Source organism: Shimia sp. Alg240-R146 (genome assembly GCF_947331465.1).
Classification (GTDB): domain Bacteria; phylum Pseudomonadota; class Alphaproteobacteria; order Rhodobacterales; family Rhodobacteraceae; genus Shimia.
Genome location: NZ_CAMZOK010000001.1, coordinates 1,613,479 through 1,638,705, shown reverse-complemented (window position 1 = coordinate 1,638,705; position 25,227 = coordinate 1,613,479). Strand labels below are relative to the sequence as shown.

Genomic DNA, 25,227 nt, shown 5'->3' with positions numbered 1-25,227 from the left:
TCCGCCGATTATCCAGACAAGCCAGCCGCCAGCACTGTGACTGCCCGCCGGTTTCGCTCATAACAACTTTCTTGCGAGCAAACTTCAAGCGGACGCTCCTTGCCAAAGCTGACCGTGCGCAACCGGTTTGCGGACACGCCTTGGGCGACCAACAACTCTTCCACTGCCGCAGCACGCCGTGCGCCAAGCGCAAGGTTGTATTCCCGTGTGCCCTGCTCGTCGGCATGGCCTTCGATCACTGCGGTGTATTCTGTGTTTGCCAACAGCCAGTTCGCCTGCGCCAGCACCACCAAACGGCCCTGCTCACCCAGCGTGGACTGATCCACCGCAAACAACACCCGGTCGCCAATCGCTTCGTTAAAATGTGCCACCGAAGTGGGGTCAGACACGCTGCCCGCCTCGCCCGTGCCAGCACCCGGTCCTTGGTAGCCGTCGTCCAAATGAGGTTGACTACAGGCGGCCAGAGCCAGACCTGCTACGACCAGTGCCGCTTTGCTCAGGTGTTTCATCTCGAAGTGCCTCTTGTTTCGTTGCCTGTTGTTGCGCCAGTCCTATCACAGATGGCGCAGCGATTAAATCTTACCTTATTGCAGCGGCGACCAGCTCGGATCAGAGCCGCCCCCGCCAATTTCAACCCGCTTCAGGTTGCGACCGGACACATCGACAGAGTAAAGCGCCGACGCCCCGTCCGCGCCACGGGTTTCACGCGTAAACATGATCACCCGCCCGTTTGGCGCCCATGTTGGCCCCTCATCCAGGAACGATGCCGTCAACAGCCGTTCCTCGCTGCCATCGGTGCGCATCACGCCGATATGGAACCGGCCTTTGTTTTGCTTGGTAAAGGCGACCAGATCGCCACGTGGGCTCCAGACCGGTGTGCCGTACCGCCCCTGCCCAAAGCTGATCCGCTTGGCCTCGCCACCATTTGCGCTCATCACATAAAGCTGTTGGGTACCCGAACGATCGCTCTCAAACACGATCTGGCTACCATCCGGGCTATAGCTCGGCGCGGTCTCAATCGACGGCGATTGCGACAGGCGGGTGCGTTTGCCGCTGCCAATGTCCATTTTATAAAGATCAGTGTTGCCGCCATCCGTGACCGACATCACCACGCTCTTACCATCCGGTGAGAACCGCGGCGCAAAGCTCATCGTGCCACTTTGGTTGCTCAGTACCCGCCGCTGGGCCGAACCAACGTTGAGCACATAGACCTGCGGAAAGCCGGTTTCATAGCTGGTATAAAGCACCTGATCGCCGGTGGGCGAGAACCGCGGCGCCAACACAATGTCTTTGCTGTCGGTCAAATACTGCAGGTTCGCCCCGTCGTAATCCATCACCGCCAGCCGTTTTTTGCGGTCGTTTTTGGGACCGGATTCGCTGACAAACACCACGCGGCTGTCAAAATAGCCACCCTCACCGGTGATCCGGCCATAAACCGCATCGGCCACTTTATGGGCCATACGCCGCCAGCCATCGGTCGTCCCTTTGAACCGCAACCCATTGCCAAGCTCTTGACCGGCAAACACGTCAAACACGCGGAATTTGACCTCAAGCTCGTTGCCTGACACCGACACTCCGCCGGTGATCAGCGCCTGCGCGTTGATCGCCTTCCAGTCCGAAAATTGTACCGGATTGCCAAAATGCGTGATGGTCGAAATATGCGCCTTGGCCGGAATTTCGCGGAACAAGCCCGTGCCGTTCAGGTCCGCCGCAATCACCCGCGCCATGTCTTTGGATATTTGGTTCGATCCTGGCGTTTCTGCCACAAAATTGGGCACCGCGTACGGCAGCGGCTCAATCACCCCATCCGTAATCTCGATCCTGAGCGGACCACTTTGGGCGATCGCCGTATGCACGGAAGCGCCAAAGGCACAAAGTCCGATAAGAAGGGTCGCAGCAAGGTTCTTCATTTGCGCCTCATTTTCTCAGGGTTAAATGTGATTTCCACGTCTTTCCAGTGGTCGTATTTCTCTTCCGGCAGATCATAGCCGGTTTTTTGGCACCGAAGAACGGCACGCCGCGCCGCCTGAAAGGCCGTGCGCACGGCAGCATCGTCTCCGCCGGTCGCATCAATCAGGCGCACATCGCCTTGCACCTTGCCGCTGCGATCCAATTCCATTCCCACAACCACGGTCACGTCTGCTGCGCGGCTGCCCACATCGACAACCCAACATTGCTGCACAGCCACGCGCAACCCATCTTTTTCGCCACCGGTTAACGGCGGGCCGGATGGCGCGCTGGACTGGGGTGTGGCCTCGCTGGCCTCGCTAGAGGTGGCCTCAGCCAAGGCTGCCGCCACCGCGTCGTCTGTGGCAATGGGCTGCGTTGGCTCGGCCACGGCGGGCCGCGCAGGGCGCACTTTTGGGCGCACCGAGGTTGTCGGCGCGGCGCTGGCAACCTCGTCCTGTTTGGGTTCGGTGACAATCTCGCTGGACGCAGCTTCGGGCGCGGTGTCTTCGGTGACCTCTTCTGCAGCCTGCCCCGCCTCGTCGGGCTTGGTGGCTTCCTGCAACTCATCCGCGATGGTGGTTTCCGGCTTTGGCTGCGCCACAGGTTCGGGCGCAACCCGCTCGGTTGGCACCGGATCCGGTCTGACGGGCGTGTCTGGAATAACCACGGCAGTGTCGACCTCTGGTGTCGGCAATACCGGCGCTTCATCCGTGACATCCTGCGGCTCTGGTGGCTGCGGGTCCGGCACATCCGGCGTCACATCCGGCTCCGCAACCTCAGCCTCCTGGGGCGCGGCTTGTTGCACGGCTTCATCAATCGCGGCAGCCACCTCCGGCGAGGTCGTGTCTTCTGGCGGGGTTGGCGCAACAACATCTGTGCTCAGATCAGGCGCGTCAGTCGTCGGTGTCAAAGCGGCAAATTCCTCAGCCGAAATGATCGCCACCTCCGATACCTCAACCGGCGGCGCGTCGGGGCGGAACACACCGCCCAAAAGCACCCAGCCGATCAGCCCTACATGGGCCGCGCCAGAGATATATTGTCCGATATGCACCCGCGCGCTCCGGCTTACTGTCCGTCGAGCGTCGGCCCGCCAACGTCAGTCACCAGACCCACATTGGAAAACCCGCCCGCATTCAGCGCGCCCATGACCTGCACAACCGCCTCATAAGGGATCGCGCCGTCCGCGCGCAGATAGACCCGGTCGCTGTCACGTTCCGCCGCCACCGCGCGCAGCATCGGCACCAGCTCGCTTGCGGCCACCTCAGTCGTCATCACACTGATCGACAAATCCGCCGCGATGGTCACCGTCAACGGCTCTTCCTGCTCTCCGGGCAATGGATTGGCCGCCGTTTTGGGCAGCTCTACCTCAACGCCCACGGTCAGCAGCGGTGCCGCCACCATAAAGATGATCAGCAACACCAGCATGACGTCCACAAACGGCGTCACGTTGATCTCGCTCATCGGCTGGCTGCCACGCCGGCTGCGCCGCCGCCGCTTGCCGCCACCTCCGCCAGATTTCATCACACCCGCGCCCATGGCTCAGGCGTCCAGCTGGCGGCTAAGAATGGTGGCGAACTCATCGGCAAAGGCTTCATAGCCCGCGATGATGCGGTCACTGTCCGCGCTCAGCTTGTTGTAAAACACCACCGCCGGTATCGCCGCCAGCAATCCCAAACCCGTGGCCAAAAGCGCCTCGGCAATGCCCGGCGCCACTACGGCAAGGTTGGTGTTTTGCTGGGCTGCAATTTCAATAAAGGCATTCATGATGCCCCAGACGGTGCCAAACAGACCGACAAACGGCGCGGTCGACCCGACGGTCGCCAAAATCGGCAATCCGTGCTGCATCTCGTCTGCTTCTTTGGCAATCGCCACATCCATCGACCGGTCGATCCGGCTGGTGGCATTGGCAATCAGCTCACCATCTTGGCGATGGCTGCGTTGCCATTCGACCATTCCGGCGGCAAAAACCCGTGCGGAGCGGCCCTCTGGCTCCGGTCCGAGCTCTTCAAAAAGCTTGTCCAACGGCTCGCCCGACCAGAACGCCCGGTCAAACTGCGCCGCCTCACGGCGCGCTTTGCGATACATGATGTGTTTTTGAATGATCACCGACCACGACCAGAATGACGCCACGATGAGCATCACCATCACCAGTTTCACGGTCAGAGTTGCGCGCGCAAATAACGCCCACATCGAAAAATCGACTGCTGCTTCCATAATGCCTGCTCTGCTTTCGGCCCTCTTGTGGGGCTTTTGTGTGACTGAAAGTTAACGCAGGTCCAGCGGGAAAGCTATCAATTTGGCGTCATAACCGGAATTGCGCCCGCATTAATGCACCATTTGGCGGATATCCGCCGGTAAACGCACCGGCTGCCCTGCTTCGTTCATGCACACAACCGTAACGGTCGCCTGAAACAAGAGCTCTTCGCCACGTTTCACCCACTGGTCCATCACCAGCCGCGCAGCTGACACGCTTGTCACCTTGGTCTCAACCGTCAACTGATCGTCCAGAACCGCGCTTCCAAGATAGTCACACTCCACCCGTCGCACCGCAAACACGATGCCCTCGGCCTTCATCTTGAGTTGATCCATCCCGATCTCGCGCACCCATTCGCTGCGCCCGCGCTCGATGAATTTGAGATAGTTGGCGTAATAGACAATCCCCGCCATGTCAGTGTCTTCATAATAAACGCGGATCGGCAGGGTAAAAATCATTGAGGGCGCTCCGAAATGTCTTTGTGAAAATGCGTAGGGCAAGATCTTATTCAGGGCAAGACCCGCGGCCACTCAACTCTCTGCGGCGATAATATGCACGTCGCGTTGCGGGAACGGGATCGAAATCCCTTCGCTGTCAAACTGCTCTTTCACCAAGCCGGTTAAACCCCAGTAGACTTCCCAATAGTCTTCGGTTGCGACCCAAGGCCTGCAAAAAATGTTGACCGAACTGTCCCCTAATTCACCGACGAATATTTCCGCCACGGGATCTTTCAAACACCGCTCATCCGCCTCGACAAGCTTTCGAAGGACCTCGACAGCACGCGGCGCATTGTCGGAATAGGCAATTCCAAAGACCAAATCGACCCGTCGGGTTTTGGCAGCACTGACATTGGTGATCACGTCCCCCCAAATCTTGGAATTCGGCACGACGATGATCTGGTTATCAAACGTCCGTATCTGGGTCGAAACCACCGACATATCGTCCACAACGCCACTGGCTCCGGAAATCTCGATGAAATCTCCGGTATCAAACGGCTTGAGAACCATGATCATCAAACCACTTGCCAGATTGCCAAGCGTGTCTTGCAACGCAAAACCCAGAATAAAACTCAATCCGCCAAACACTGCAAAAAGCGGCGTCACATTCACACCCGCTATGCCCAAAGAGATCATCAAGCCGACGATCACGGTGATCCAATACACAACAGTCAAAACGAAGTTTTTCAAAAGACGCGACATGGCAGGCAAGCGGTCCAAACCCCGTCCTGCAAGCCGTTTCACAAACCGCGCGATAAACAGCAGCACAAAAAGCGCAAAGGCAAACACAAGGACCTGGATCAAAAGGCCAACACCGCCATCGCGCGATCCCAACCACTCCAAGGCGACCGCGACCAAGGTTCTCGGGTCCGTCGCCTTAAGAGTCGCGCCTCCGACCACGGCCAGATATTTTTGATGCAAATCGATATCTTCAGCCTTGCCACCCTTTGCGGCCCAGCTCGACAAAACGTTTCTGTAATTCTCAGCGATACGCACTTGTGCGCTCACCGTGTTCTCGACTTTGGCACGCATTGCCTCAGCAGGCGCACCCGTCAGCCTTTGGGCCTGTTCACTCTGGTCGACAAAAGTCGACATAACAGAGGACATATGCCCCTGCCAAACAACCGCCAATTCCGAAAGCTGCTCATTGGTCAGGGGAACGACATACAGTTCGAGCCGTTCTGTAGATACATCAAGGCTGCTGGCCTTAGACACTATCTCGTCAGAGGCGGCCTGAGCGCCGCCGCTGAACAAACTCAACGTTAGCCCAAAACAAAGAAACAACGCGACGAGACCGCGACTGACCAATATCTTCACAGCAATGACCTCTTAAAAACGGAAACCTAACCACAGTTTCACGTTAAGATGCCGAAAATTCAAGTTTTGGCACCGTCGGTCTGTCGCACACGTCACCACTGTGGTGCGAAACGACATGCACATCGCAAATTTCAGACCCGGACGTGGCGTGAACCGTTAGTCCAGGCGCAGGCGCGCAAACAGCCGCAGTGCATGGCTTGCGTCATCTGCCGCTACCGGCAACATCCGATCATAAGCCGCCGCAATCACCGCTGCAATTTCCGGGCGCAACACCGTCGCCCCCGTCTCCGGTACCTTCGCCAAGGGCGAGCGCTCGGCAAAGGCTTTCGGCCCCCATGTGACAATGGTCTGCACAGCTTCGCCCAACGCCAGTGCCTCCGCAGGGATCGCCGCCATCGCCTCATTCATGCGCAAAAACACAAAGGCTGCCTGAATGGCCCCCGTGTCATCAAACCGAAATGCCCGATACTGCGTCGCCTCCGCCGCCTTCAGCCGCGCCACCAAGGGCTCAAGCTCCGGTATCATCCGCCCAAGATCAGGCACCGCGACCAGTTCGTCCCATTCACGGAAGAAAAACACCATCAGATTGCTGCCAAGCTCCGGATCCGTCTCCGCCATCTGATGCCCAACCAACGTCGCCACCGCTTCCACGGCGCCTTTGACCACCGCAAGAGACTCGTCTTCCACGCCAAACACAATCGGCGCAATCGGGCGGCCCCAACGGGCAAACCCATAGCTGCCGTCTTGGCGGGTGAACAACTCTTGCACGTCTTCAGGGGTCATGGTGCGGCATCCTTTGGCTCTGGCAAATAAGCACCCCACTTTTTGTGCAAAGCCGCGCCGAGGTCCACCCCTTGCCAGCATGCAAACGACAACAGAAACCCGAAAAGATCGGCCAACTCGTCCTCAAGCTCTGCTTTCAGCATCTCCGGCGCGCCATCAGCGCCCCGCGCCCGCCCCGTCAGCTTCAGATAGGCAGCGCTGACCTCGCCCATCTCTTCCATCATCTTGCCCAGATAAAAGGTGGCGTCGCGCTCCACATCAAAACGATCCGCATAAATATCGCCAACCGCCTGCGCCATCGCGCCAAGCTCCTGCAAGTCCTTCAAACCGTTCTCCTGAACCTAATTTTGACACCGTCGCGTTACCGACGCGATACCGACGCAATACAGCATCACTCAAACAGGGTGGTTTGATCCGGTCGCTTGGGCGCATCCAGCCCCAGATGCTGCCAGGCTTTGGGCGCCAACATCCGCCCGCGAGGCGTGCGCTGCACCAGTCCCTGTTGCAACAAAAACGGCTCAATCACCTCTTCAAGCGCATCGCGGCTTTCTGACAGTGCTGCCGAAATTGTGTCGATGCCAACAGGCCCACCACCGTAGTTCTCTGCAATGAACATGAGGTAGCGTCTGTCCGCCCCATCAAGCCCGATGCTGTCCACCCCAAGTCGTGTAAGCGCCCCGTCTGCAAGGGTTTTTGAGATACTTCCGTCACCCTCGACCAGCGCAAAATCCACCACCCGACGTAAAAGCCGCCCTGCAATCCGGGGCGTCCCACGCGACCGGCGCGCGATCTCGCGTGCGCCCGCATCATCTGCTGGCACCCCCAACTTGCGCGCATTCCGGGTGACAATCTCGTTGAGCTCATCCTCGGTGTAAAACTGCAATCGCGTGGGAATCCCAAAGCGATCCCGCAATGGCGTTGTCAACAACCCCAACCGCGTGGTCGCCCCAACCAAGGTAAACGGCTGCAATTCAATCCGCACCGTCCGAGCCGCCGGTCCTTCACCGATCACCAAGTCCAGCTCGAAATCCTCCATCGCCGGATAGAGGATCTCTTCAACAACTGGGTTAAGGCGGTGAATTTCATCAATAAAAAGCACATCTCGCGCTTCAAGGTTGGTCAGAATGGCGGCCAGATCTCCAGCTTTGGCCAGAACCGGACCAGATGTCATGCGAAAGCTTACACCCAATTCGCGCGCCATGATTTGCGCCAGCGTGGTCTTACCCAGCCCCGGGGGGCCGTGAAACAGCGTGTGGTCCATTGCTTCGCCACGCCGCTTGGCACTTTCGATGAACACGCGCAGGTTGGCGCGTGCCTCGCGTTGACCGATGAAGTCTTCCAACACCTGCGGCCGCAGCGCACGATCCGCATCTTCTGGCCGCGCTTCAGGGCGCAATGTGGGGTCAGGCTGATCCATGATTTACCCCTTAGGCGCCAACAGCTTAAGCGCCAGCCGGATCAGCGTGGCAGCGTCTGCCTCGCTATTTTCTCCGGACACCTGCGCCACTGCCTGCGCTGCGTCAGACGGGCCATAGCCCAGATTACCCAATGCTGACAAAGCGTCCGCCTGAACGCTCGCCGCAGCTTGCGCGGCAGCCCCGCTGGCAACCGCGCCCGGCCTCACCTTCGCCGGCGCTCCGTCGCCTTCGTCAATCACGTCCTCAGACGCCGGCGCCGCAGGGGTCTCTCCCATGGCATCCGCCAAACTTCCCGCCAACGCCATAATCTCCGGCGCTTTGTCCTTTAGCTCGATCACTACCCGCTGCGCGGTTTTTGGCCCTATACCTTTTGCCGCCTTGATCGCCGTGACATCGCTTAACGCGATTGCCCGACCAACGCCTTCGGCGCCCAAGGTGCCCAAAATGGCCAACGATGCCTTGGCGCCTATGCCTTGAACACTCATCAGCAAGCGGTGCCACTCTTTCTCCAATAGCGTCGTGAACCCAAAGAGTTGCAGCAAATCTTCGCGCACCAACAAGTCGGTATACAGCGCAACCGCCTCGCCCTTGCTTGGCAGCGCCGCCAATACGCGATCAGAGCAATAGACAACATAGCCCACGCCACGCACGTCGATCAGAACGTGATCCGTTGTACGGTACTCCACGATGCCGGAAATCTTGCCAATCATGCCGAAGCCCTCTTCAACGCCGCTTCATATCCCGCGCCCGCCTTCGCATAATGCGCGTGGCAAATCGCGATCGCCAAAGCATCCGCCGCATCCGGCCCGTTGATGCTCACGCCTGGCAATTGCAGCTTCACCATATGTTCCACCTGATGCTTTTCTGCATGGCCAACGCCAACTACGGTCTTCTTCACCTTGTTAGGCGCATATTCTCCGATCACCAGTCCGGCCTGCGCAGGCACCAGCAGCGCAACACCGCGCGCTTGACCAAGTTTCAGTGTGCCAGCCCCGTCTTTGTTGACAAAGGTCTGCTCGATGGCCGCGTGATCTGGCTGAAACTGTTCAATTACGTCGGTCAATTGGGTGTGTAGCGACAACAACCGCACCGCCAATTCCTGCCCAACCGAATGACAAATCCCGTTTGCTACATGACTAAGCCGGCTACCATTCGCGTCAATCACGCCCCAACCCATGTTACGCAACCCCGGATCGATTCCCAAAACCCGCATCTTTTTGCCCCACTGCCACAAAGTTTTTCATATTTTTTTCTGCAGTAGCACGAAACGAGAACAAACACCAAGACATTCGCGCATATCCCTTTTGCGACACCCAAACCGCGGCGGACGACAAAATGCGACATCCACATCCGTTTTGCGTTCTAAAAACGACTCTTTGGTGGGTCGTTTTTGGCTATATTTTTAAGGCAGATCGGCGGTTTTCCACCTATGCAGAAATTGCATCTCTCCTATGTGAAAAATGCTGCTTGTCTTGTTCGGCTCTGATCCCTATTTGCCGCTCATCACAACGCGGACCACGCAACACCAACAAAAGGAATTCGGAAAATGGCCTCGATTGATAACACTGCAAACACCGCAACACTTGGCCATTTTGGCCAGTTTGTCTCCTCCACAGTCGCCGCAGTTGCTGCTTGGAACGACGCGCGTCTGACACGCAATGCCCTGAGCCAGCTCAGCGACCGCGAACTGACAGACATCGGCCTGTCCCGCGACGACATTTTCTCGATCCGCTGATCGAAGACGTCTGCCGCAAGGCAACCTAAAGACCGCTTTGGAAGCCGTGGTGCGCCGCACCACGGTTTTTCTTTGTCTGCCACCCAGACGCCAATTACAAAACAGCCCCGGGGAGAGAGACCCGGGGCTGTTTTGTGCGATCTTGGAGGGATCAGCGAATTCTTTTGTGTTTCAGAACACGGATTTGAGCTGCAACGCGACCCAACGGCTCACAGGATCCGGGCTCATTGTCCAGGCCGCCGCCTGCTCAGCAACAGAGGCATCCGCCATCCGTGCGACGTTCTGTGAGTAAAAATCGGGACCAAACTGAGCGATCATTACGCCTTTGATAGCAAAGAATGCCACCACAACCATCATCAAACCTGTCCAGGGAAAACTGCGACGGTTCGCCTTACCTTTGACGATCACATACCCATTGCGGTCAATCGCCACGGATTTGCGCCCAAGGCGGCCGGTCTTTGCTTGCTGACGATAAATCTTGGCAAGACGGTCGTGAAATTCTGCGTAGGATTCACTCATGGCACTAGCTCTGCGTTTGGCCCCCACCAAACAAGTTCAAATTCGTGCCGAAATGTGGCGAAAGTAAGGCAAGTAGCCGAAAATACGGCAAAATCGGGACAAATCTGGCGAGAATGCCCCATTCTTTTGGACCGCTAGGAAACAGTCTTTTGGCCACTCACTTACTGTTCAGACTTACCCAACAATACCGTTACGACAACCACAAAAAAGGGCAGCCGAAGCTGCCCGATTCTCATCAAGTCTTAAGATGACGTTAAACGAACACTTGTCAGCGTCTTGTTAAGGTTAACGTCGTCCATTCCCCGACTTCTTCACGGGTGTGCACGTCAAACCCGGATGCGTCATAAGCCGCGACCACATCATCGGCTTGCTCGTTCAGGATGCCTGACAGGATGGCGTGACCCTGCGCCGAGATATTGCCGCCCATGTCCTGCGCCAGATCAATCAACGGCGCCTTCAGGATATTTGCGAACACCAGATCGTATGGCGCTTTGGCCGCCAGGTCCGGATGGCCAAATCCCGCAGCTTCAAGGCAGACAACCCGCCCCTCCATCGCATTTGCCTTCACGTTGGCTTCAGCCACCTCAACGGCGACCTCATCAATGTCACTTGCCAGAACCACATCAGGCCAGATCCGTGCCGCACCCATCGCCAGAACCGCGGTGCCGCACCCGATGTCTACAACGTTCTTGCCAACGAACCCTGCGTTTGCCAGCCGATCCAGCGCTTTGAGGCAGCCTAGCGTTGTGCCGTGGTGACCGGTGCCAAAAGCCATCGCCGCTTCAATCAACAGCGGTTCGGACCCTTCTGGCACCTGATCCGCGTCATGGCTGCCATAAACAAAGAACCGCCCGGCCTCCACCGGCGCCAACTCGCGTTTCACATGCGCGACCCAGTCCGTTTCAGGCAATTCGCTGACCACAAACGGTTTCGCACCAAAAGCCGCCGCCAAAACCGCCAGACCGGCCTCATCGGGGCTTTCCACGAAATAGCCACCGATTTCCCAAAGACCAGAGCCGTCCTCGATTTCAAAAACCCCCACACCAGTGGGTTCCGGCATCAGCCGCTCCATGGCGTCGCCAAGCTTGTCGGCCTGATCTTTGCCGGGCAATGTGGTTAATGCGGTGAATGTGGGCATGACAGCTCTCCAAATGTCGCTGCGCTGCGCTTAGGCGCTCTCAGATGCAGCGTCAAGTTCGCTGGCCTCGATGCCTTCGCCGAAACTGCGCAAAAACAGCCCGCTCCATAGCGCCGCCAACACACCGACGACGACACCTACTACGGTCTGGCCATAGACAACCCCGGGCGCCGCATACCACGCCGCGCCCAGCATCGCCGCCGGCAGGATCAAAACCCCGTCGCGCAACCAGTTGATCACAGTGGACCGGCCAGGTTTGCCAAGATTGTTAAATGTTGCGTTTGACACAAACAGCGCGCCAACCAGCAGAAAGCCCCCAGCCCCGACATAGGCAAACGCACGATAGACCTCGCCGCCTTTGCCATCCAACCCGAAGCCCTCAATCACAAATCCCGCCGTGCTCGCCAAAAGGATCCATGCCACAAGCGTATATCCCATGGAAAACACCAACGCGTCGCGAAAGGTGCTGCGCAAGCGGTCATATTGCTTGGCGCCATAGTTCTGTCCAAAGATACCACCAATTGCACCGGACAGCGAAAAGATGCCGCCAAAGGCCACAACCGTCAGCCGGTTCATCACCGCCCAGCCCGCAACGGCGCTGTCGCCAAATCCGGCAATCACGCCGGTCAGAAGGTAGTTGCCAAAAGGCGCGGCCAGTTGCGTCAACATCGCAGGCAAGGCCACGGCAAAAAACGGACCGGCCAATCTCCGCACAGCCCAAAGCGCGGGCCGCGCCAAAAGGTTGTGTGTGCCAATCGCAAACCGCAGCGCCATGATCGCCAGCACCACGCGCGACAGCACCAAGGCCCATGCCGCACCGTCAATACCCCAACCAAGGTACAGGATCAGAAAGGGATCCACCGCCATCGAGATCGTGCCAGACGTGAGCGTGACAAACATGGCCCGCTTCCCGTCACCCTCGGCCCGCAACACAGCTGTGCCCACAAGGCCAACGGCCATGACCGACAGCGACGGGATGGTGATCAACAAATACCGCGCGGCATATTGCAACGTCTCGCCCTCGGCCCCGACCAATTCCAGCAACGGATAGCGAAAGGCGACGATCAAAGCCCCCGCCAGCGCCTGAAATCCGACTGTGATCAGCATCGACGCTGTTGCGTCTTCGCGCGCGCGGGATCGTTCCCCCATGCCTATGCGCCGCGACACCAGCGCCGTGGTGGCAATCATCAACCCGATGCCGCTTGAAACCGAAAAGAACTGGATCGCAAACGCAAACCCCATGGCGGCGACCATCTTGGGGTCGCCGAATTGGGACAGCCAGAACAGATTTGCCAGATCAACCAGAAAAACAAATGTAATGCCCGCAGCACCCGTGAGCGTCATGCGCACCACATGCCCCATGGTGGAGCCGTCCAGAAATCTGCCCCGCGCCTGCATCCGCTATTCCGCGGGTGTTGGCGAATAGCGCACCAGTCGGGTCTCATTTCCCTTTTCCGGGTGGCGTGGGATCAACGTCGCGAGGAACAGTGAGATTCCCGCCATAACCGCTGCCAAGGCAAAAACTGCACCCGGCGACACCAGCCACAAAAGGCCCAACAAAACCGGCAGGAACACCGCCGCGATATGGTTGATTGTAAATGCAACGGCCGCCGTGGGCGCGATGTCTTCAGGGTCCGCAATCTTTTGGAAATAGGTCTTGAGCGCCAAGGCCAGCGCGAACAGCATGTGGTCGATCACATATAGCACGCAGGCCAGCACCAGCCCCCAGCCAAAGAAATAGATGCCGCCGTAGGCGAGGAACACGATCACCAGACCCGCGTATTCAAAAATCAGCGTGCGCCGTTCCCCGAACCGCGACACCGCGTGTCCAAACAGCGGCGCCAACGCCATGTTGGCCACCAGATTGATCAGATAGAGAGCGGTGATTTCGTGCACATCAAAGCCAAACCGTTCGACCATCATGAAGCCCGCGAAGACCACAAAAATCTGGCGGCGCGCGCCGGCCATGAACTGCATGGCGTAATATAGCCAATAGCGCTTCTTGAGCACCATCTTGCGCGCCTGCGGAGTGCGGCTCTCAAACTGCGGGAAGGCGAACATACAGTAAAGCGCGATCACCGCAGTGACACCGCCGCCCACCATATAGACCACCTCATAGCTCAGATCGAACCGCTTCCAGCTGAGAACAATCAGGCCATAAGCGACCAGCGTCGCCGCCGAGCCAACCGCAAGCAAATAGCCCAACGTCTTGGGTGCTGTCTTTTTGTCGAGCCATTGCAACTGTAGCGACTGGTTCACGGTTTCATAATAGTGGAAGCCAATCGAGCTGAGCATGGTGATCATCAAAATGCCCGCCATCGACGGGAAATAGGCGGTCACCGCCGTGGCCACGCCAAGCAGCAGCAAAGAAACAAGCCCAAGGGTCTGTTCGCGGAACAAAAACAGCAGATAGATCACGAGAACCGCAAGAAACCCGGGAATTTCGCGAACCGTGTGCAAAAGGCCAATGTCAGCGCCGTCAAATCCTGCGACCTCAATCACAAAATTATTGAGCAAGGCAGACCAGACGTTAAACGCAACCGGCATGCCAATCGCCATCAACACCAACAGCGCAATCGGCCGACGCCAGACCGGTAGGTTTTGCGCATCATCAAGGGAGATCTTTTCAAACATAAGACGCGTGTACGCCTGTGGCACGGACTTGGCGAGAGCCATTTTTGCACAGAGCCTGTGAGGCAGACGCACGATCACGCCGCGCGCCCTTGGCGCACATGTCAGTTTGGTGCGAGGCGTTGCCTCGCGCTCTGGGGTATTTGAGGCAAGAGGAAGGTCAGTAAAAACTCTGCGGATCTATATCCACCGCAAGACGCAGATCGCCTTTGAGTTTGAATTGTCCAACCCATTTCGCAAGGGCTGCCTGCAAGGGCGCGCCTTTGTCGGCTTTGACCAAAAGGCGCACGCGGTGACGGCCACGCACACGCGCAATCGGGGCCGGGGCGGGGCCGTAAACCTCTGCCCCTATAGCGCGCAGTATGCCAGCGTTGCGCGCCAGAGCGTTGCCCAAATCAAACACTTGCGTGACGTCTTCGCCGGACAGGATGATCCCAGCCATGCGCCCAAACGGCGGCACACCCGCAATGCGGCGCTCATCAGCCTCGGCACGCCAGAACCCAAGCTCATCCCCCGCCAGCGTTGAGCGGATCACCGGATGCTCCGGCTGATAGGTTTGCAACAAGGCCTGGCCGGGTTTTTCAGACCGGCCTGCACGGCCTGCGACCTGACGCATCAACTGGAATGTGCGTTCGGCGGCGCGCAGGTCAGAGCCCTGCAGACCGAGGTCAGCGTCGATCACCCCCACCAACGTGAGCAACGGGAAATTGTGGCCTTTGGCCACCAACTGCGTTCCGATGATGATATCTGCACCGCCATTGGCAATGGTTTCAATGCCTTCTTTCAGGGCACGTGCTGAGCCAAATAGGTCCGATGACAACACCGCTTGGCGCGCGTCTGGCCAAAGCTTTTCGGCTTCTTCGGCCAATCGTTCAACCCCGGGTCCCACTGGGGCCAACTTACCTTCGACCTCGCAGCTTGGGCAGGCATCCGGCATAGGTTTGGTTTCGCCGCATTGGTGGCAAACCAACCGCTTGAGGAACCGATGCTCCACCATGCGCGCATCACAATGATCACAAGCAACCTGATGACCACAAGCACGACAGATCGTTACTGGCGCATAGCCACGCCGGTTGATGAACAAAAGCGCCTGCTCACCGGCCGCGATCCGCTTGTCCACGGCCCGTTTGAGCGTTGGCGAAATCCACCGGTCCCGCGGCAAATCCTCAACGCGCATGTCAATCGCGCGCATTTCCGGCAACACCGCCGCGCCATAGCGCGACGTCAGTTCCAGCTTTTCGTATTTGCCCGCCTCGGCATTAGTCCAGCTTTCAAGACTTGGCGTTGCCGAGGCCAGCACCACGCGTGCTGAGGCCATGGAGGCCCGCAAGACAGCCATATCGCGGGCGTTATAAAGAACGCCGTCTTCCTGTTTGTAAGACGTGTCGTGTTCCTCATCGACAACGATCAGCCCCAGATCGCGATATGGCAAGAAAAGTGCAGACCGCGCCCCGATCACCATCTGCGCCCCGCCCTGTCCGACCATCTTCCAGGCCCGCCGCCGCTCGGTGATCGTGACACCGGAATGCCATTCGGCAGGCTTGGCTCCGAACCGCGCTTCTACACGGGTCAGAAACTCAGAGGTCAGGGCAATTTCAGGCAACAACACCAGCGCTTGCCGTCCTTTGCGCAGACATTCTGCAACCGCCTCAAGATAAACTTCGGTCTTGCCCGACCCCGTGACGCCCCGCAGTAAAGTTGTGCCATACGTGCCGGACTGCACCCCAACGCGCAGCGCCTCGGCGCCTTCTGCCTGCGCTTCGGTCAGCGCCTTGCCGCCATAGTCCGGATCAAGCCGCATGAAAGGCACATCGCGCGGCGCGTCCTCCTCGCGGACAACGCCTTGCTTGACCAGCCCCTTCACCACCGAATTGGTGACACCGGCCATCTCTGCCAGCTCACCCATCGTGAAACTCAGGCCGCCATAATCGCGCAGCGTTTCCAAAACCCGCCGTCGCGCATCGGTCTGGCGTTCAGGCTCCCCTTCACCCAACCGGTAGATCTTACGCATCGAAGGCGGGCCGCTCAGCCCGGGCGCGCGGGTCGCCAACCGCAACATCGCATGCAGCGGCGTCAGCGTGTATTGCGCCGCGCGTTCAAGAAACAGCCGCATATCCGCGCCCATCGGCGCCACATCCAACACACGCTGCACCGCCCGAATGCGTGAAATGTCAAAATCGCCCTTCCCTGGTCCCCAGACCACGCCCAACACGCGGCGCGGACCTAGCGGAACCTCGACAAATGCGCCGAGAAAACAGCCGCCTTCCGGCGCTTTATAGTCCAAAAAACGATCCAACGGCTGCGTGGTCAGAACCGCCACCAGCGCGCCTTGTTCATAGAATTCTGGTCCCGCGTCGGGCTCTGACATCGCTGTTCGATCCGGTTTGATTTCAACCGCCAGAAACGTCATTCCCAGCGGAATTTCAAGCATGGCGATCTGGACCGCAAACGCAAGACAGCGATCCTCCGCCAAGCCGATTAACCGAGGCCAAAAAAGTTGCGGCATTCGCGGCGCGGCTCTGCTAAAGTGCGGCCAACGACCTAAAATGGCACCGACATGAGCAGCACTCCACAGATTGACGACACCCTGCGTGATAAAATCATTTCGCAACCCGATGTGATTCTCGAAGACCGAGATCTCATGCGCGCGCTGATTGCCGCGAATGAAAAAACCATGGGCGGCAACATTGTCGATCTGCGTGGCATCGCCATGGAGCGGCTTGAGGCGCGGCTGGACCGTCTAGAAGACACCCACCGCAGCGTGATTGCGGCCGCTTATGACAATCTGGCCGGCACCAATCAGGTGCACCGCGCCATTCTGCGCATGCTTGATCCCGTAGATTTCGAAAGTTTCCTACGCGAACTTGGCAGCGAAGTTGCCGATATTCTGCGCGTCGACTCCGTGCGTTTGGTGCTGGAAACCGAACAGGACACCACCACGGATGCCAATATCCAAAGCTTGGGCGATGTGCTCTCAGTGGCGGAACCCGGCTTTATTGACGGCTACCTGACTGGCGGGCGCTCTATGCCCGCGCGCCAGATTACCCTGCGCCAACTGCAAACCGGCGCCGAAGCTGTCTATGGTGAAGACGCCGACTGGATCCGGTCCGAAGCTTGCCTGCGGCTTGACCTCGGCGAGGGCCGCCTGCCCGGCATGCTCGTGATGGGTGCCGAGGACCCGCATCAGTTCACGCCACAACAAGGCGCGGATCTGCTGGCGTTCTTTGCCGGTGTGTTTGAACGGGCCATGCGTCGCTGGTTGTCGTGATCAGCCCCGCTGCCCGCGATGCACTTGCCACATTCCTGACCCATCGGGCCGCGCTGGCGGGCGCGTCGGAAAACACTCTGACTGCCTATCAACGCGATCTCATCGACTACTTAACGTTCATGACGTTGCACAAAGGCGCGCAACAAGGCCTTGGCCCGCTGACACAGATCGGTGTTCCGGACATGCGCAGCTGGATGGCATCCGAACGCGCCGATGGACTTTCTGCGCGCTCGCTGGCGCGCAAACTGTCTGCCGTCAAAAGCTTCTATCGCTGGCTGGCGGACCGCGAAGGGTTCGACCCAACCGCCGTTCTGTCCACCCGCGCACCCAAGTTTCAGGCCAAATTGCCGCGTCCGCTGGCCGAAGACGCAGCCAAAGCAGTGATCGACACGGTCGAGCTGCAATCCCAAAGTGATTGGGTGGGCGCGCGTGACACCGCAGTGATCACCCTGCTCTATGGCTGCGGCTTGCGCATATCCGAAGCGCTTGGATTGACCGGCGCCGACGTGCCCTTACCTGCTTCTCTGCGTATTATTGGCAAGGGCGGCAAAGAGCGCGTGGTGCCGGTGATCGATGCAGCCCGTGATGCGGTTGATGCCTACGTACGCCTCTGTCCGGTTGAAATCACCGCAGAAATGGCACTGTTTCGCGGTGTGCGCGGCGCGGCCCTCGGCCCCCGTGCCGTGCAAAAGGCGATGCAGCAAACGCGCATGCAACTTGGCCTGCCCGCCACAGCGACACCGCACGCCATGCGCCACAGCTTTGCGACACATCTTTTGGCGGCTGGTGGTGATCTGCGCGCCATTCAAGAGCTTCTTGGCCACGCGTCTCTGTCAACAACTCAAGCTTATACGCAGGTCGACACCGCCCGCCTGATGGATGTTTACAACAAAGCGCATCCCAAGGCCTAAGCCAGCGACCTCAACCGCCCTCGTGAAAATAGTCATAGATCGTTTCCGCCAGCGCATCAGACACCCCGTCCACCGCCTTTAAATCCGCCAAATTAGCCCGGCTCACCGCCTTGGCGCTGCCGAAATGCGCCAACAACGCCCGCTTGCGGGTCGCGCCCACGCCAGGCACATCATCCAACGGCGTTGCCCCGATGGCCTTCGCCCGCTTGGCCCGGTGTGTGCCAATCGCAAACCTGTGCGCTTCGTCCCGAAGGCGCTGAACAAAATACAAAACCGGATCGTTGCGCCGAAGCGCCATTACGCTCTTACCGATCCGGTGGAATTCCTCTTTGCCGTGGTCTCGGTCCACCCCCTTGGCCACGCCGACCATCGGGATGTCCTCCACGCCAAACTCTGCCATGATCTCATGCACAGCACTCACCTGCCCTGCACCACCGTCGATCAACAGCAAGTCCGGCCACATGCCTTTGTCCCGATCCGGGTCTTCCTTAAGAAGCCGCTTGAACCGCCGCTCAAGCACCTCTTTCATCATGCCAAAGTCATCGCCAGGCGTCAGGCTTTCGCCTTTGATGTTAAACTTGCGATAGCTGTTTTTCATGAACCCCTCGGGGCCAGCGACAATCATGCCGCCCACCGCATTGGTCCCCTGAATGTGGCTGTTGTCGTACACTTCGATGCGCTGCGGCGGGCTGTCGAGATCAAACGCCTCTGCCACGCCACGCAGCAACTTCGCTTGCGTTGCTGTCTCGCTCATTTTCCGCGCAAGGCTTTCGCGGGCATTGCGCGCGGCCCCACTGACCAACTCGGCTTTCTCACCCCGCTTCGGCACCAGAATTTCCACCTTCCGCCCCAGCTTGCCGCTCAAAGCTTCTGCCATCAGGTCCGCGTTCTCGATCGGATGGCTCAGAATCAATTGCCGTGGCGGTTCCTTGGTGTCGTAAAACTGCCCGACAAAGGCTTCCAGAACTTCGGCGGCGTCCACATCTGCACCCACACGCGGATAATAATCGTGGTTGCCCCAGTTCTGGTTGGCGCGAATGAAAAACACCTGCACACAGGCCTGCCCATTCTCCAGATGAAGCGCGATCACATCGGCTTCGGCCACCCCGCGCGGATTGATCCCCTGCGTGGCTTGAACCGCCGTCAGCGCCCGAATTCGATCCCGCAATGCCGCCGCCCGCTCGAACTCCATCGCCTCTGATGCGTCTTGCATCTGCTCGGCCAAGGCCTCTTGGATCTGCGTGGACCGCCCCGACAAAAACCGCTCCGCGTCATGCACGCTGGTTGCATAATCCTCGATGCTGATCTTGCCGACACAAGGCGCTGAACAGCGCTTGATCTGATACAATAGGCACGGTCGCGTGCGGCTCTCAAACATCGAGTCCGAACAGTTTCGCAGCAAGAAAACCTTCTGCAACTGGTTCAGCGTTCTGTTCACCGCCCCCGCATTGGCGAAGGGGCCATAATAGCTGCCCTTTTCCTTTTTGGCGCCGCGATGTTTTTTGATCTGGGCAAAGTCATGCGCGCCACTCACCAGAATATTGGGAAAGCTTTTGTCGTCCCGCAGCAGCACGTTGTACTTCGGCTTAAGCTGCTTGATCAGGTTCTGCTCCAAAAGCAGCGCCTCGGTCTCCGTCTTTGTCGTAAGAAACATCATCGACGCGGTTTCCGAAATCATCCGCGCGATCCGACCAGTGTGATTTCCCGGTCTGGAATAATTGCTCACCCGCGCCCGCAGATTGCGCGCTTTGCCAACATAAAGAACACGGCTTTCCGCATCCAGCATCCGATAGACGCCCGGCGAGCCGTCCAACGTTTTCAAATAGCCCTGAATGCGGGCATAGCCTGTCGGGGTGTTGGTCTCTTTGGGGGTCTGCTCACTCATGTCCTTGGAATATGATTCTTTGAGGGCGGCTGCAATCTTCGGGATTTAGTTTCAAGAGAAAACAAATCCACCGAACCTGTGGATAAGTTTGGAGATAACTTTCCCGCATCTTGATTTTTTCTTTGTTTTCGGCCCATTTCAACGAAATGCCTAAAAAATAGGCAAGATTGTAACCCATTGTTAATACGTGATATTTTTTTACTTACCATCCAAACATCTGAAAACATTGCAAAAAAGGTAACAGTTTCCTAACAGTTTCTTAACGGGTGCAAAACTTGCAGCGCACGTACAGGTTTTGCTGCATCTGCACAGCGGTTCAAGGTCCACATTGCGTCTTCCTTCCACTGGCAGAAAACTGCCCTCGCTTCACTCTGGCCCCATCACATCCGGTGTTTGCCAGCCAAGGTGCTGCCCGCCGTCGACACAGATCAGTTGCCCTGTGACCGTCGCAGCCTCCAACAGGTAACCAAGCGCTGCGCAGATGTCTTTTGGATCAACACCGCGTCCCAAAACCGTGCTCTGCCGTTGCGCCTTGAACTGCGCCTCAGACTGCCGCACGCCTTGCAAGGTCGGCCCCGGTCCAATTGCATTCACCCGGATTGCGGGCGCCAGCCCCTGCGCCGCCGTTTGGGTCAACGCCCAAAGCCCCATTTTGGCCAATGTGTAAGTTGAAAATTCCGGCGTCAGCTTGCGCACCCGCTGGTCCAGCATATTGACCACCAGTGCCGCAGCAGTCGGCTCACCGGCCGCGTCCTGCACAGGGACCAGCCCCTGCGCCGCCATCGCCTGTGTCAACACATAAGGCGCGCGCAGGTTGCTTTCCATATGGCGGTCCCAGCTTGTACGAGACGCGGTTTGCACTGTGTCATACTCAAAGATCGACGCGTTGTTCACCAGACAGGTGATTGGCCCGCCCAACGCTGCGCTCGCGCGGGGCAAAAGCGTCTGCATCTCACTTTCCACCAAAAGATCAGCCTGTACCGTGGCCGCCTTCTGTCCCTTTGCACGAATATCCGCCGCGGTGTCCTCCGCGGCCCCTTCTGAACTGGAGAAATGCACGGCCACATCAAACCCGCGGTCCGCCAGATACAACGCCATCGCGCGGCCAAGTCGTTTGCCTGCTCCGGTCACCAATGCGCGTGTCATGTCGCCTCCTGCCTCCGCTGGGTCAGTTCAGCGTAATCAAAACGAACAACACGTAAAGTGCGGTAAAGGTGACACCCCAAACACGGGTGATGTCACGCTTCATAAACACAAACGGGATCAGCATTAGCGATGCCGCCAACATCACCCACATGTCAAACTTCAGGAAACTCGGATCCACCGAAATCGGATGTACAATCGAGGTGATCCCGATGATCGCAAGCAGATTGAACATGTTGGACCCGATCACGTTGCCCAATGCCACATCCGCTTGGCGGCGCAGGGCCGCCATTACCGTTGTGGCCAACTCAGGCAAGGACGTGCCCAGCGCCACCAGCGTCAAACCAATAACCGTGTCACTCACACCATAGCGCCGCGCGATGATTTCGGCGTTGTCCACCATTAGGTCCGCGCCCAATGGCAAACCGATCAGACCAAGCAGCAAAAAGACAATAATGCGCCACCAGGGCATATCCGGGTCCGCGCCCTCGACGTCCTCATCGTCTTCAACCGCGCAGGCCGCCGCGACCTCTTTGCGGTGGTTATACGCACTGCGCATCGCGTCCCCGAGCATCACCGCCAAGGCAATCAACAGGATCACACCGGACCAGAAGGTAAAGACTCCGCAAGCTGCCAGTCCAATGAACAAAAGCGTCGCAAAGATCATAAACGCAAAGCTGCGGCGCGTGTCACTGCCAGATGTGTGCAAGGCAGTCATCGCCGCTGGCACACCCAGCACCAGCAAAACGTTGGCGATGTTGGAGCCCACGACATTGCCAAGCGCAATGCCCGGCGCGTTCTTTAGCGCCGCCTGCAAAGAAATCAAAAGCTCAGGTGCCGACGTGCCAAACGCGACAATCGTCAACGACACTATCAGCGCCGGAATGCCGATCCGCAAAGACAGGTTCACTGCCCCTCGTACAAGTGCGTCACCCGCCAAAAGTAGGATCACAAGTCCGAGCGAGATGTACAGCCACTCCATGCGTTACCCTTTGCCTTTTCGGCAGCCGCACGGGCCTTTGCCGATCTTAAAACGTCCGCAATTCTTGCACTTAGCCGCGTTCAATCGTGCCTGCCCCGGATAGCGCAACTTGCCGAACATCGCCAGCACGGCCATGCCAGCCAGAAACAAAAGGACAATCTTGGAGATCACGCCTACAACCCAAAGCGCGCGTATTCTGCACGCTCCTCGATACCCGAAAGCGCATCCTGCGCAAGTGTTGCACCAAACCGTTGGAAAACCGATTTCCGCACTCCATAGCGACGCAGCTTCACTTTGTTTCCGAACCGCTCTTTCAACACCGGCATCATATGACCGATCCCATCGATCAGCCCCAAATCAACCGCATCCGAACCAGCCCAGATTTCGCCGGTAAACAGATCTTCGCTCTTGTCGAGTTTGTCGCCCCTGCGGCTTTGCACATGGTCAATGAAATTGCCATGAATCTGGCCCAATAGCCGCTTCAGCCGTGCGACGTCCTCTTCTTTTTCGGGACGGAACGGGTCCAGCATTGACTTGCTACCGCCCGCCGTATGCACCCGCCGTTCAATCCCCTGTCGCGACAGGAAAACATGCGCGCCAAAGCCCGCAGAAATAACCCCGATCGATCCCACAACCGAATTGGGGTCCGCAAATATCTCATCCGCTGCCGCCGCCAGCCAATACCCGCCGGACGCGGCTACATCCTCGACAAACGCCAGAACCGGAACCTCTTTTTCTTCCGCAAGCCGGCGAATACGCGCACCAATCAGCGCGCTTTGCACAGGGCTGCCACCGGGCGAGTTGATTTCCAGCGCCACCGCTGCCGGCTTGCCACGACGAAAGGCTTTCTCAAGAATCGGGCCCAGCGCCTGATCGTTGAGCTGACCGCGCGCGCCGCTGGCGATAACACCATTCAGGCGCACCACTGCAACAGTCGGTTCAGATTTCAGAAAAGGTATCCAACGTTTCATATGTTCGGATGTAGAGCGCGCCTAAGGGTTAAACAAGACAACGCCAGCAGGAAAGCGCAGGCGTTGCCCATTTGCCAAGTCTTTTACTGATCCGTGTCGGTCAACTGCGAATGCGCCAACCGGTGCGGAAGATCCACCAAATCGCACCCATGCACAGGGCGGTGAACCCCGCAATCGCCAGCAAACTCAAGCCAACCGGCACATCAGCCGTGCCGAAAAAGCTCCAGCGAAAGCCCGAGATCAGATAGACCACCGGATTAAACAGCGTGATTTTCTGCCAGATCGGCGGCAGCATCGAGATCGAATAAAACGACCCACCTAGAAACACCAAAGGCGTGATCACCAACAAAGGGATCAGCTGCAGCTGTTCAAAGTTCTGCGCCCAAATACCGATGATAAACCCAAACAGCGCGAAACTCAGGCACGTCAGCAGCAAAAACAGCACCATCGCCATCGGGTGTTGGATTTGTATATCCACAAACAGTGACGCTGTGCCCAAAATCACCACCCCAATGAACAGGGCTTTGGTGGCCGCGGCCCCGACAAAGCCCAGAACCACCTCCAGAAAGTTGACCGGTGCTGAAAGCAGCTCGTAAATTGTGCCGATAAACTTCGGGAAATAGATGCCAAAGGACGCATTCGAAATCGCCTGCGTCATCACCGACAACATGATCAAACCCGGCACGATAAATGCGCCGTAGCTCACGCCTTCAACCTGATCAATCCGGCTGCCAATGGCCGCACCAAAGACCACAAAATACAGCGACGTCGAAATCACCGGCGAAATGAAACTCTGCGCGATGGTGCGGAAAAACCGCGTCATCTCAGAGACATACATAGCTGAAACTGCTGCCCAGTTCATGCCGCGCCCTCCTTGACCAGACCGACAAAAATATCTTCCAAACTTGATTGCTCCGTGAGCAGATCCCGCATCTGCAAGCCCGCTGCCGACAGATCGCCCAGCAGGCGGGTGATGCCGGTGCTTTCACCGCGCGTGTCATAGGTATAGCGCAACGCCTGCCCGCCACTGACCAGTTCAAGATCATACCCCGCCAGCGCGTCCGGAATGGCCTGCGTCGGCTCCTGCAATTCGATCTGCAACGTCTTTTGTCCCAACCGTCGCATCAGCTCATCTTTCTCTTCGACCAGCAACAACTGCCCGCCGTTGATCACACCAACCCGATCCGCAATCGCCTCGGCTTCCTCGATGTAGTGCGTCGTCAGAATGATGGTCACGCCCTGCGCCTTCAGGTCAGCCACCACGTCCCACATATCCTTGCGCAACTCCACGTCCACGCCTGCCGTCGGTTCATCGAGAAACAGCACTTTCGGCTCATGGCTCAATGCTTTGGCGATCAGAACACGCCGCTTCATACCGCCCGAAAGCTCGACAACGCGCGCATTGCGTTTGTCCCACAACGACAGCTGTTTCAGGATTTTATCAATCGCCGCATCATCGCGCGGCTTACCAAACAAACCCCGTGAATAAGACACCGCATCCCTGACCTTGGTGAACGGCTCAAGGCTCATTTCCTGCGGCACCAACCCGATCAAGGACCGCGCACCGCGATAGTGTTCGACAACGTCAAACCCGCCCACAGTGACCTCGCCCGAACTGGGGTTGGTTATGCCGCAAATCGTTGAGATCAGGGTGGTTTTCCCCGCGCCATTCGGCCCAAGCAAGGCCAGAATCTCGCCCTCCCGGATGCTCAAAGTCACACCTTTAAGCGCCTCGAACCCGCCATCGTACACTTTGCGCAGGTCTCGAATGTCCACAATCGCTGTCATGGCTCCCCCTCTTTCTCACCGGCGCAGCCTATCAGGC

The 25,227-nt window shown here is 58.1% G+C and carries 26 protein-coding genes; 3 read left to right on the top strand and 23 right to left on the bottom strand.

What is annotated here, in order from left to right; genetic code table 11:
- Positions 1–8: 8 nt before the first annotated feature.
- From pal to ruvC, 12 genes are all read right to left on the bottom strand, one after another.
- Positions 9–509: a peptidoglycan-associated lipoprotein Pal gene (gene pal / locus PG871_RS07905; protein ID WP_270728058.1), complete on the bottom strand. Its 501-nt coding sequence runs from the start codon at positions 507–509 to the stop codon at positions 9–11.
- Between the two features lie 75 nt (positions 510–584).
- Complete coding sequence (gene tolB, locus PG871_RS07900; protein WP_270728054.1) at positions 585–1,910, bottom strand: Tol-Pal system beta propeller repeat protein TolB; 1,326 nt, start codon at positions 1,908–1,910, stop codon at positions 585–587.
- Positions 1,907–3,001, bottom strand: a complete 1,095-nt coding sequence (locus tag PG871_RS07895) for an energy transducer TonB (RefSeq protein WP_270728051.1) — start codon at positions 2,999–3,001, stop codon at positions 1,907–1,909. Before PG871_RS07895 ends, tolB begins: the two co-directional genes overlap by 4 nt.
- A gap of 14 nt (positions 3,002–3,015) precedes the next feature.
- Positions 3,016–3,486 (bottom strand): protein TolR, encoded by a 471-nt coding sequence (gene tolR / locus PG871_RS07890; protein WP_270728049.1) that lies wholly within the window; start codon positions 3,484–3,486, stop codon positions 3,016–3,018.
- 3 nt (positions 3,487–3,489) lie between these two features.
- Positions 3,490–4,164 (bottom strand): protein TolQ, encoded by a 675-nt coding sequence (tolQ, locus tag PG871_RS07885; RefSeq protein WP_270728046.1) that lies wholly within the window; start codon positions 4,162–4,164, stop codon positions 3,490–3,492.
- A gap of 111 nt (positions 4,165–4,275) precedes the next feature.
- Positions 4,276–4,662 (bottom strand): tol-pal system-associated acyl-CoA thioesterase, encoded by a 387-nt coding sequence (gene ybgC, locus PG871_RS07880; protein ID WP_270728043.1) that lies wholly within the window; start codon positions 4,660–4,662, stop codon positions 4,276–4,278.
- A 72-nt stretch (positions 4,663–4,734) separates the two neighbouring features.
- The gene (locus tag PG871_RS07875; RefSeq protein WP_270728042.1) at positions 4,735–5,916 is read right to left on the bottom strand and encodes a mechanosensitive ion channel family protein; all 1,182 of its coding nucleotides are present in this window, start codon (positions 5,914–5,916) and stop codon (positions 4,735–4,737) included.
- Between the two features lie 258 nt (positions 5,917–6,174).
- Positions 6,175–6,801 carry a hypothetical protein gene (locus tag PG871_RS07870; RefSeq protein ID WP_270728040.1) on the bottom strand — a complete coding sequence of 209 codons (627 nt, stop codon included), beginning with the start codon at positions 6,799–6,801 and terminating at the stop codon, positions 6,175–6,177.
- Positions 6,798–7,127 carry a hypothetical protein gene (locus PG871_RS07865; protein WP_270728037.1) on the bottom strand — a complete coding sequence of 110 codons (330 nt, stop codon included), beginning with the start codon at positions 7,125–7,127 and terminating at the stop codon, positions 6,798–6,800. The genes PG871_RS07870 and PG871_RS07865 overlap by 4 nt, the downstream gene beginning before the upstream one ends.
- 65 nt (positions 7,128–7,192) lie before the next feature.
- Entirely contained in the window at positions 7,193–8,218 is a 1,026-nt protein-coding gene (gene ruvB, locus PG871_RS07860; protein ID WP_270728034.1) for a Holliday junction branch migration DNA helicase RuvB, read from the bottom strand.
- A gap of 3 nt (positions 8,219–8,221) precedes the next feature.
- Positions 8,222–8,929: a Holliday junction branch migration protein RuvA gene (ruvA, locus tag PG871_RS07855; RefSeq protein WP_270728031.1), complete on the bottom strand. Its 708-nt coding sequence runs from the start codon at positions 8,927–8,929 to the stop codon at positions 8,222–8,224.
- On the bottom strand, positions 8,926–9,432 hold the full coding sequence (gene ruvC / locus PG871_RS07850) for a crossover junction endodeoxyribonuclease RuvC (RefSeq protein ID WP_270728029.1): 507 nt from the start codon (positions 9,430–9,432) through the stop codon (positions 8,926–8,928). The genes ruvA and ruvC overlap by 4 nt, the downstream gene beginning before the upstream one ends.
- Positions 9,433–9,765: 333 nt before the next feature.
- On the opposite strand from ruvC, the gene PG871_RS07845 reads away from it, so the two are divergent.
- Positions 9,766–9,954 (top strand): DUF1127 domain-containing protein, encoded by a 189-nt coding sequence (locus tag PG871_RS07845; RefSeq protein ID WP_270728027.1) that lies wholly within the window; start codon positions 9,766–9,768, stop codon positions 9,952–9,954.
- Positions 9,955–10,125: 171 nt separating this feature from the next.
- Here the strand turns inward: PG871_RS07845 and PG871_RS07840 are convergent, their stop codons facing one another.
- The 5 genes from PG871_RS07840 to PG871_RS07820 form a co-directional block, all read right to left on the bottom strand.
- On the bottom strand, positions 10,126–10,473 hold the full coding sequence (locus PG871_RS07840) for a hypothetical protein (protein ID WP_270728024.1): 348 nt from the start codon (positions 10,471–10,473) through the stop codon (positions 10,126–10,128).
- Positions 10,474–10,741: 268 nt separating this feature from the next.
- The gene (locus PG871_RS07835; RefSeq protein ID WP_270728022.1) at positions 10,742–11,611 is read right to left on the bottom strand and encodes a 50S ribosomal protein L11 methyltransferase; all 870 of its coding nucleotides are present in this window, start codon (positions 11,609–11,611) and stop codon (positions 10,742–10,744) included.
- Between the two features lie 30 nt (positions 11,612–11,641).
- Complete coding sequence (locus tag PG871_RS07830; RefSeq protein ID WP_270728019.1) at positions 11,642–13,009, bottom strand: MATE family efflux transporter; 1,368 nt, start codon at positions 13,007–13,009, stop codon at positions 11,642–11,644.
- A gap of 3 nt (positions 13,010–13,012) precedes the next feature.
- The gene (locus PG871_RS07825; RefSeq protein ID WP_270728017.1) at positions 13,013–14,245 is read right to left on the bottom strand and encodes an MFS transporter; all 1,233 of its coding nucleotides are present in this window, start codon (positions 14,243–14,245) and stop codon (positions 13,013–13,015) included.
- A gap of 157 nt (positions 14,246–14,402) precedes the next feature.
- Complete coding sequence (locus tag PG871_RS07820) at positions 14,403–16,610, bottom strand: primosomal protein N' (protein ID WP_270728746.1); 2,208 nt, start codon at positions 16,608–16,610, stop codon at positions 14,403–14,405.
- A gap of 189 nt (positions 16,611–16,799) precedes the next feature.
- Between PG871_RS07820 and PG871_RS07815 the strand changes: the two genes are divergently transcribed.
- Together PG871_RS07815 and PG871_RS07810 are read left to right on the top strand one after the other, a co-directional pair.
- On the top strand, positions 16,800–17,510 hold the full coding sequence (locus tag PG871_RS07815) for a DUF484 family protein (RefSeq protein WP_054004036.1): 711 nt from the start codon (positions 16,800–16,802) through the stop codon (positions 17,508–17,510).
- Positions 17,507–18,421 carry a tyrosine recombinase XerC gene (locus PG871_RS07810; RefSeq protein ID WP_443020472.1) on the top strand — a complete coding sequence of 305 codons (915 nt, stop codon included), beginning with the start codon at positions 17,507–17,509 and terminating at the stop codon, positions 18,419–18,421. Before PG871_RS07815 ends, PG871_RS07810 begins: the two co-directional genes overlap by 4 nt.
- Positions 18,422–18,431: 10 nt before the next feature.
- On the opposite strand, the gene uvrC is transcribed toward PG871_RS07810, so the two are convergent.
- The 6 genes from uvrC to PG871_RS07780 all read right to left on the bottom strand — a co-directional run bounded on the left by uvrC (position 18,432) and on the right by PG871_RS07780 (position 25,190).
- Positions 18,432–20,306 (bottom strand): excinuclease ABC subunit UvrC, encoded by a 1,875-nt coding sequence (gene uvrC / locus PG871_RS07805; protein ID WP_270728014.1) that lies wholly within the window; start codon positions 20,304–20,306, stop codon positions 18,432–18,434.
- Positions 20,307–20,672: 366 nt separating this feature from the next.
- Positions 20,673–21,452, bottom strand: coding sequence for an SDR family oxidoreductase (locus PG871_RS07800; RefSeq protein WP_270728011.1), 780 nt, complete (start codon positions 21,450–21,452; stop codon positions 20,673–20,675).
- A 22-nt stretch (positions 21,453–21,474) separates the two neighbouring features.
- Positions 21,475–22,431, bottom strand: a complete 957-nt coding sequence (locus PG871_RS07795; RefSeq protein WP_270728009.1) for a calcium/sodium antiporter — start codon at positions 22,429–22,431, stop codon at positions 21,475–21,477.
- Between the two features lie 173 nt (positions 22,432–22,604).
- On the bottom strand, positions 22,605–23,402 hold the full coding sequence (locus tag PG871_RS07790) for a S49 family peptidase (protein ID WP_270728007.1): 798 nt from the start codon (positions 23,400–23,402) through the stop codon (positions 22,605–22,607).
- A gap of 100 nt (positions 23,403–23,502) precedes the next feature.
- Complete coding sequence (locus tag PG871_RS07785) at positions 23,503–24,264, bottom strand: ABC transporter permease (protein WP_270728000.1); 762 nt, start codon at positions 24,262–24,264, stop codon at positions 23,503–23,505.
- Positions 24,261–25,190, bottom strand: coding sequence for an ABC transporter ATP-binding protein (locus tag PG871_RS07780; protein WP_270727998.1), 930 nt, complete (start codon positions 25,188–25,190; stop codon positions 24,261–24,263). Before PG871_RS07780 ends, PG871_RS07785 begins: the two co-directional genes overlap by 4 nt.
- Positions 25,191–25,227: the final 37 nt, after the last annotated feature.

Coding starts and splice junctions, on each gene's coding strand:
- pal (WP_270728058.1), bottom strand. CDS start 509: ATGAAACACCTGAGCAAAGCGGCACTGGTCGTAGCAGGTCTGGCTCTG.
- tolB (WP_270728054.1), bottom strand. CDS start 1,910: ATGAAGAACCTTGCTGCGACCCTTCTTATCGGACTTTGTGCCTTTGGC.
- tolR (WP_270728049.1), bottom strand. CDS start 3,486: ATGGGCGCGGGTGTGATGAAATCTGGCGGAGGTGGCGGCAAGCGGCGG.
- tolQ (WP_270728046.1), bottom strand. CDS start 4,164: ATGGAAGCAGCAGTCGATTTTTCGATGTGGGCGTTATTTGCGCGCGCA.
- ybgC (WP_270728043.1), bottom strand. CDS start 4,662: ATGATTTTTACCCTGCCGATCCGCGTTTATTATGAAGACACTGACATG.
- PG871_RS07870 (WP_270728040.1), bottom strand. CDS start 6,801: ATGACCCCTGAAGACGTGCAAGAGTTGTTCACCCGCCAAGACGGCAGC.
- ruvB (WP_270728034.1), bottom strand. CDS start 8,218: ATGGATCAGCCTGACCCCACATTGCGCCCTGAAGCGCGGCCAGAAGAT.
- ruvA (WP_270728031.1), bottom strand. CDS start 8,929: ATGATTGGCAAGATTTCCGGCATCGTGGAGTACCGTACAACGGATCAC.
- ruvC (WP_270728029.1), bottom strand. CDS start 9,432: ATGCGGGTTTTGGGAATCGATCCGGGGTTGCGTAACATGGGTTGGGGC.
- PG871_RS07845 (WP_270728027.1), top strand. CDS start 9,766: ATGGCCTCGATTGATAACACTGCAAACACCGCAACACTTGGCCATTTT.
- PG871_RS07840 (WP_270728024.1), bottom strand. CDS start 10,473: ATGAGTGAATCCTACGCAGAATTTCACGACCGTCTTGCCAAGATTTAT.
- PG871_RS07835 (WP_270728022.1), bottom strand. CDS start 11,611: ATGCCCACATTCACCGCATTAACCACATTGCCCGGCAAAGATCAGGCC.
- PG871_RS07830 (WP_270728019.1), bottom strand. CDS start 13,009: ATGCAGGCGCGGGGCAGATTTCTGGACGGCTCCACCATGGGGCATGTG.
- PG871_RS07825 (WP_270728017.1), bottom strand. CDS start 14,245: ATGTTTGAAAAGATCTCCCTTGATGATGCGCAAAACCTACCGGTCTGG.
- PG871_RS07820 (WP_270728746.1), bottom strand. CDS start 16,610: ATGTCAGAGCCCGACGCGGGACCAGAATTCTATGAACAAGGCGCGCTG.
- PG871_RS07815 (WP_054004036.1), top strand. CDS start 16,800: ATGAGCAGCACTCCACAGATTGACGACACCCTGCGTGATAAAATCATT.
- uvrC (WP_270728014.1), bottom strand. CDS start 20,306: ATGAGTGAGCAGACCCCCAAAGAGACCAACACCCCGACAGGCTATGCC.
- PG871_RS07800 (WP_270728011.1), bottom strand. CDS start 21,452: ATGACACGCGCATTGGTGACCGGAGCAGGCAAACGACTTGGCCGCGCG.
- PG871_RS07795 (WP_270728009.1), bottom strand. CDS start 22,431: ATGGAGTGGCTGTACATCTCGCTCGGACTTGTGATCCTACTTTTGGCG.
- PG871_RS07790 (WP_270728007.1), bottom strand. CDS start 23,402: ATGAAACGTTGGATACCTTTTCTGAAATCTGAACCGACTGTTGCAGTG.
- PG871_RS07785 (WP_270728000.1), bottom strand. CDS start 24,264: ATGAACTGGGCAGCAGTTTCAGCTATGTATGTCTCTGAGATGACGCGG.
- PG871_RS07780 (WP_270727998.1), bottom strand. CDS start 25,190: ATGACAGCGATTGTGGACATTCGAGACCTGCGCAAAGTGTACGATGGC.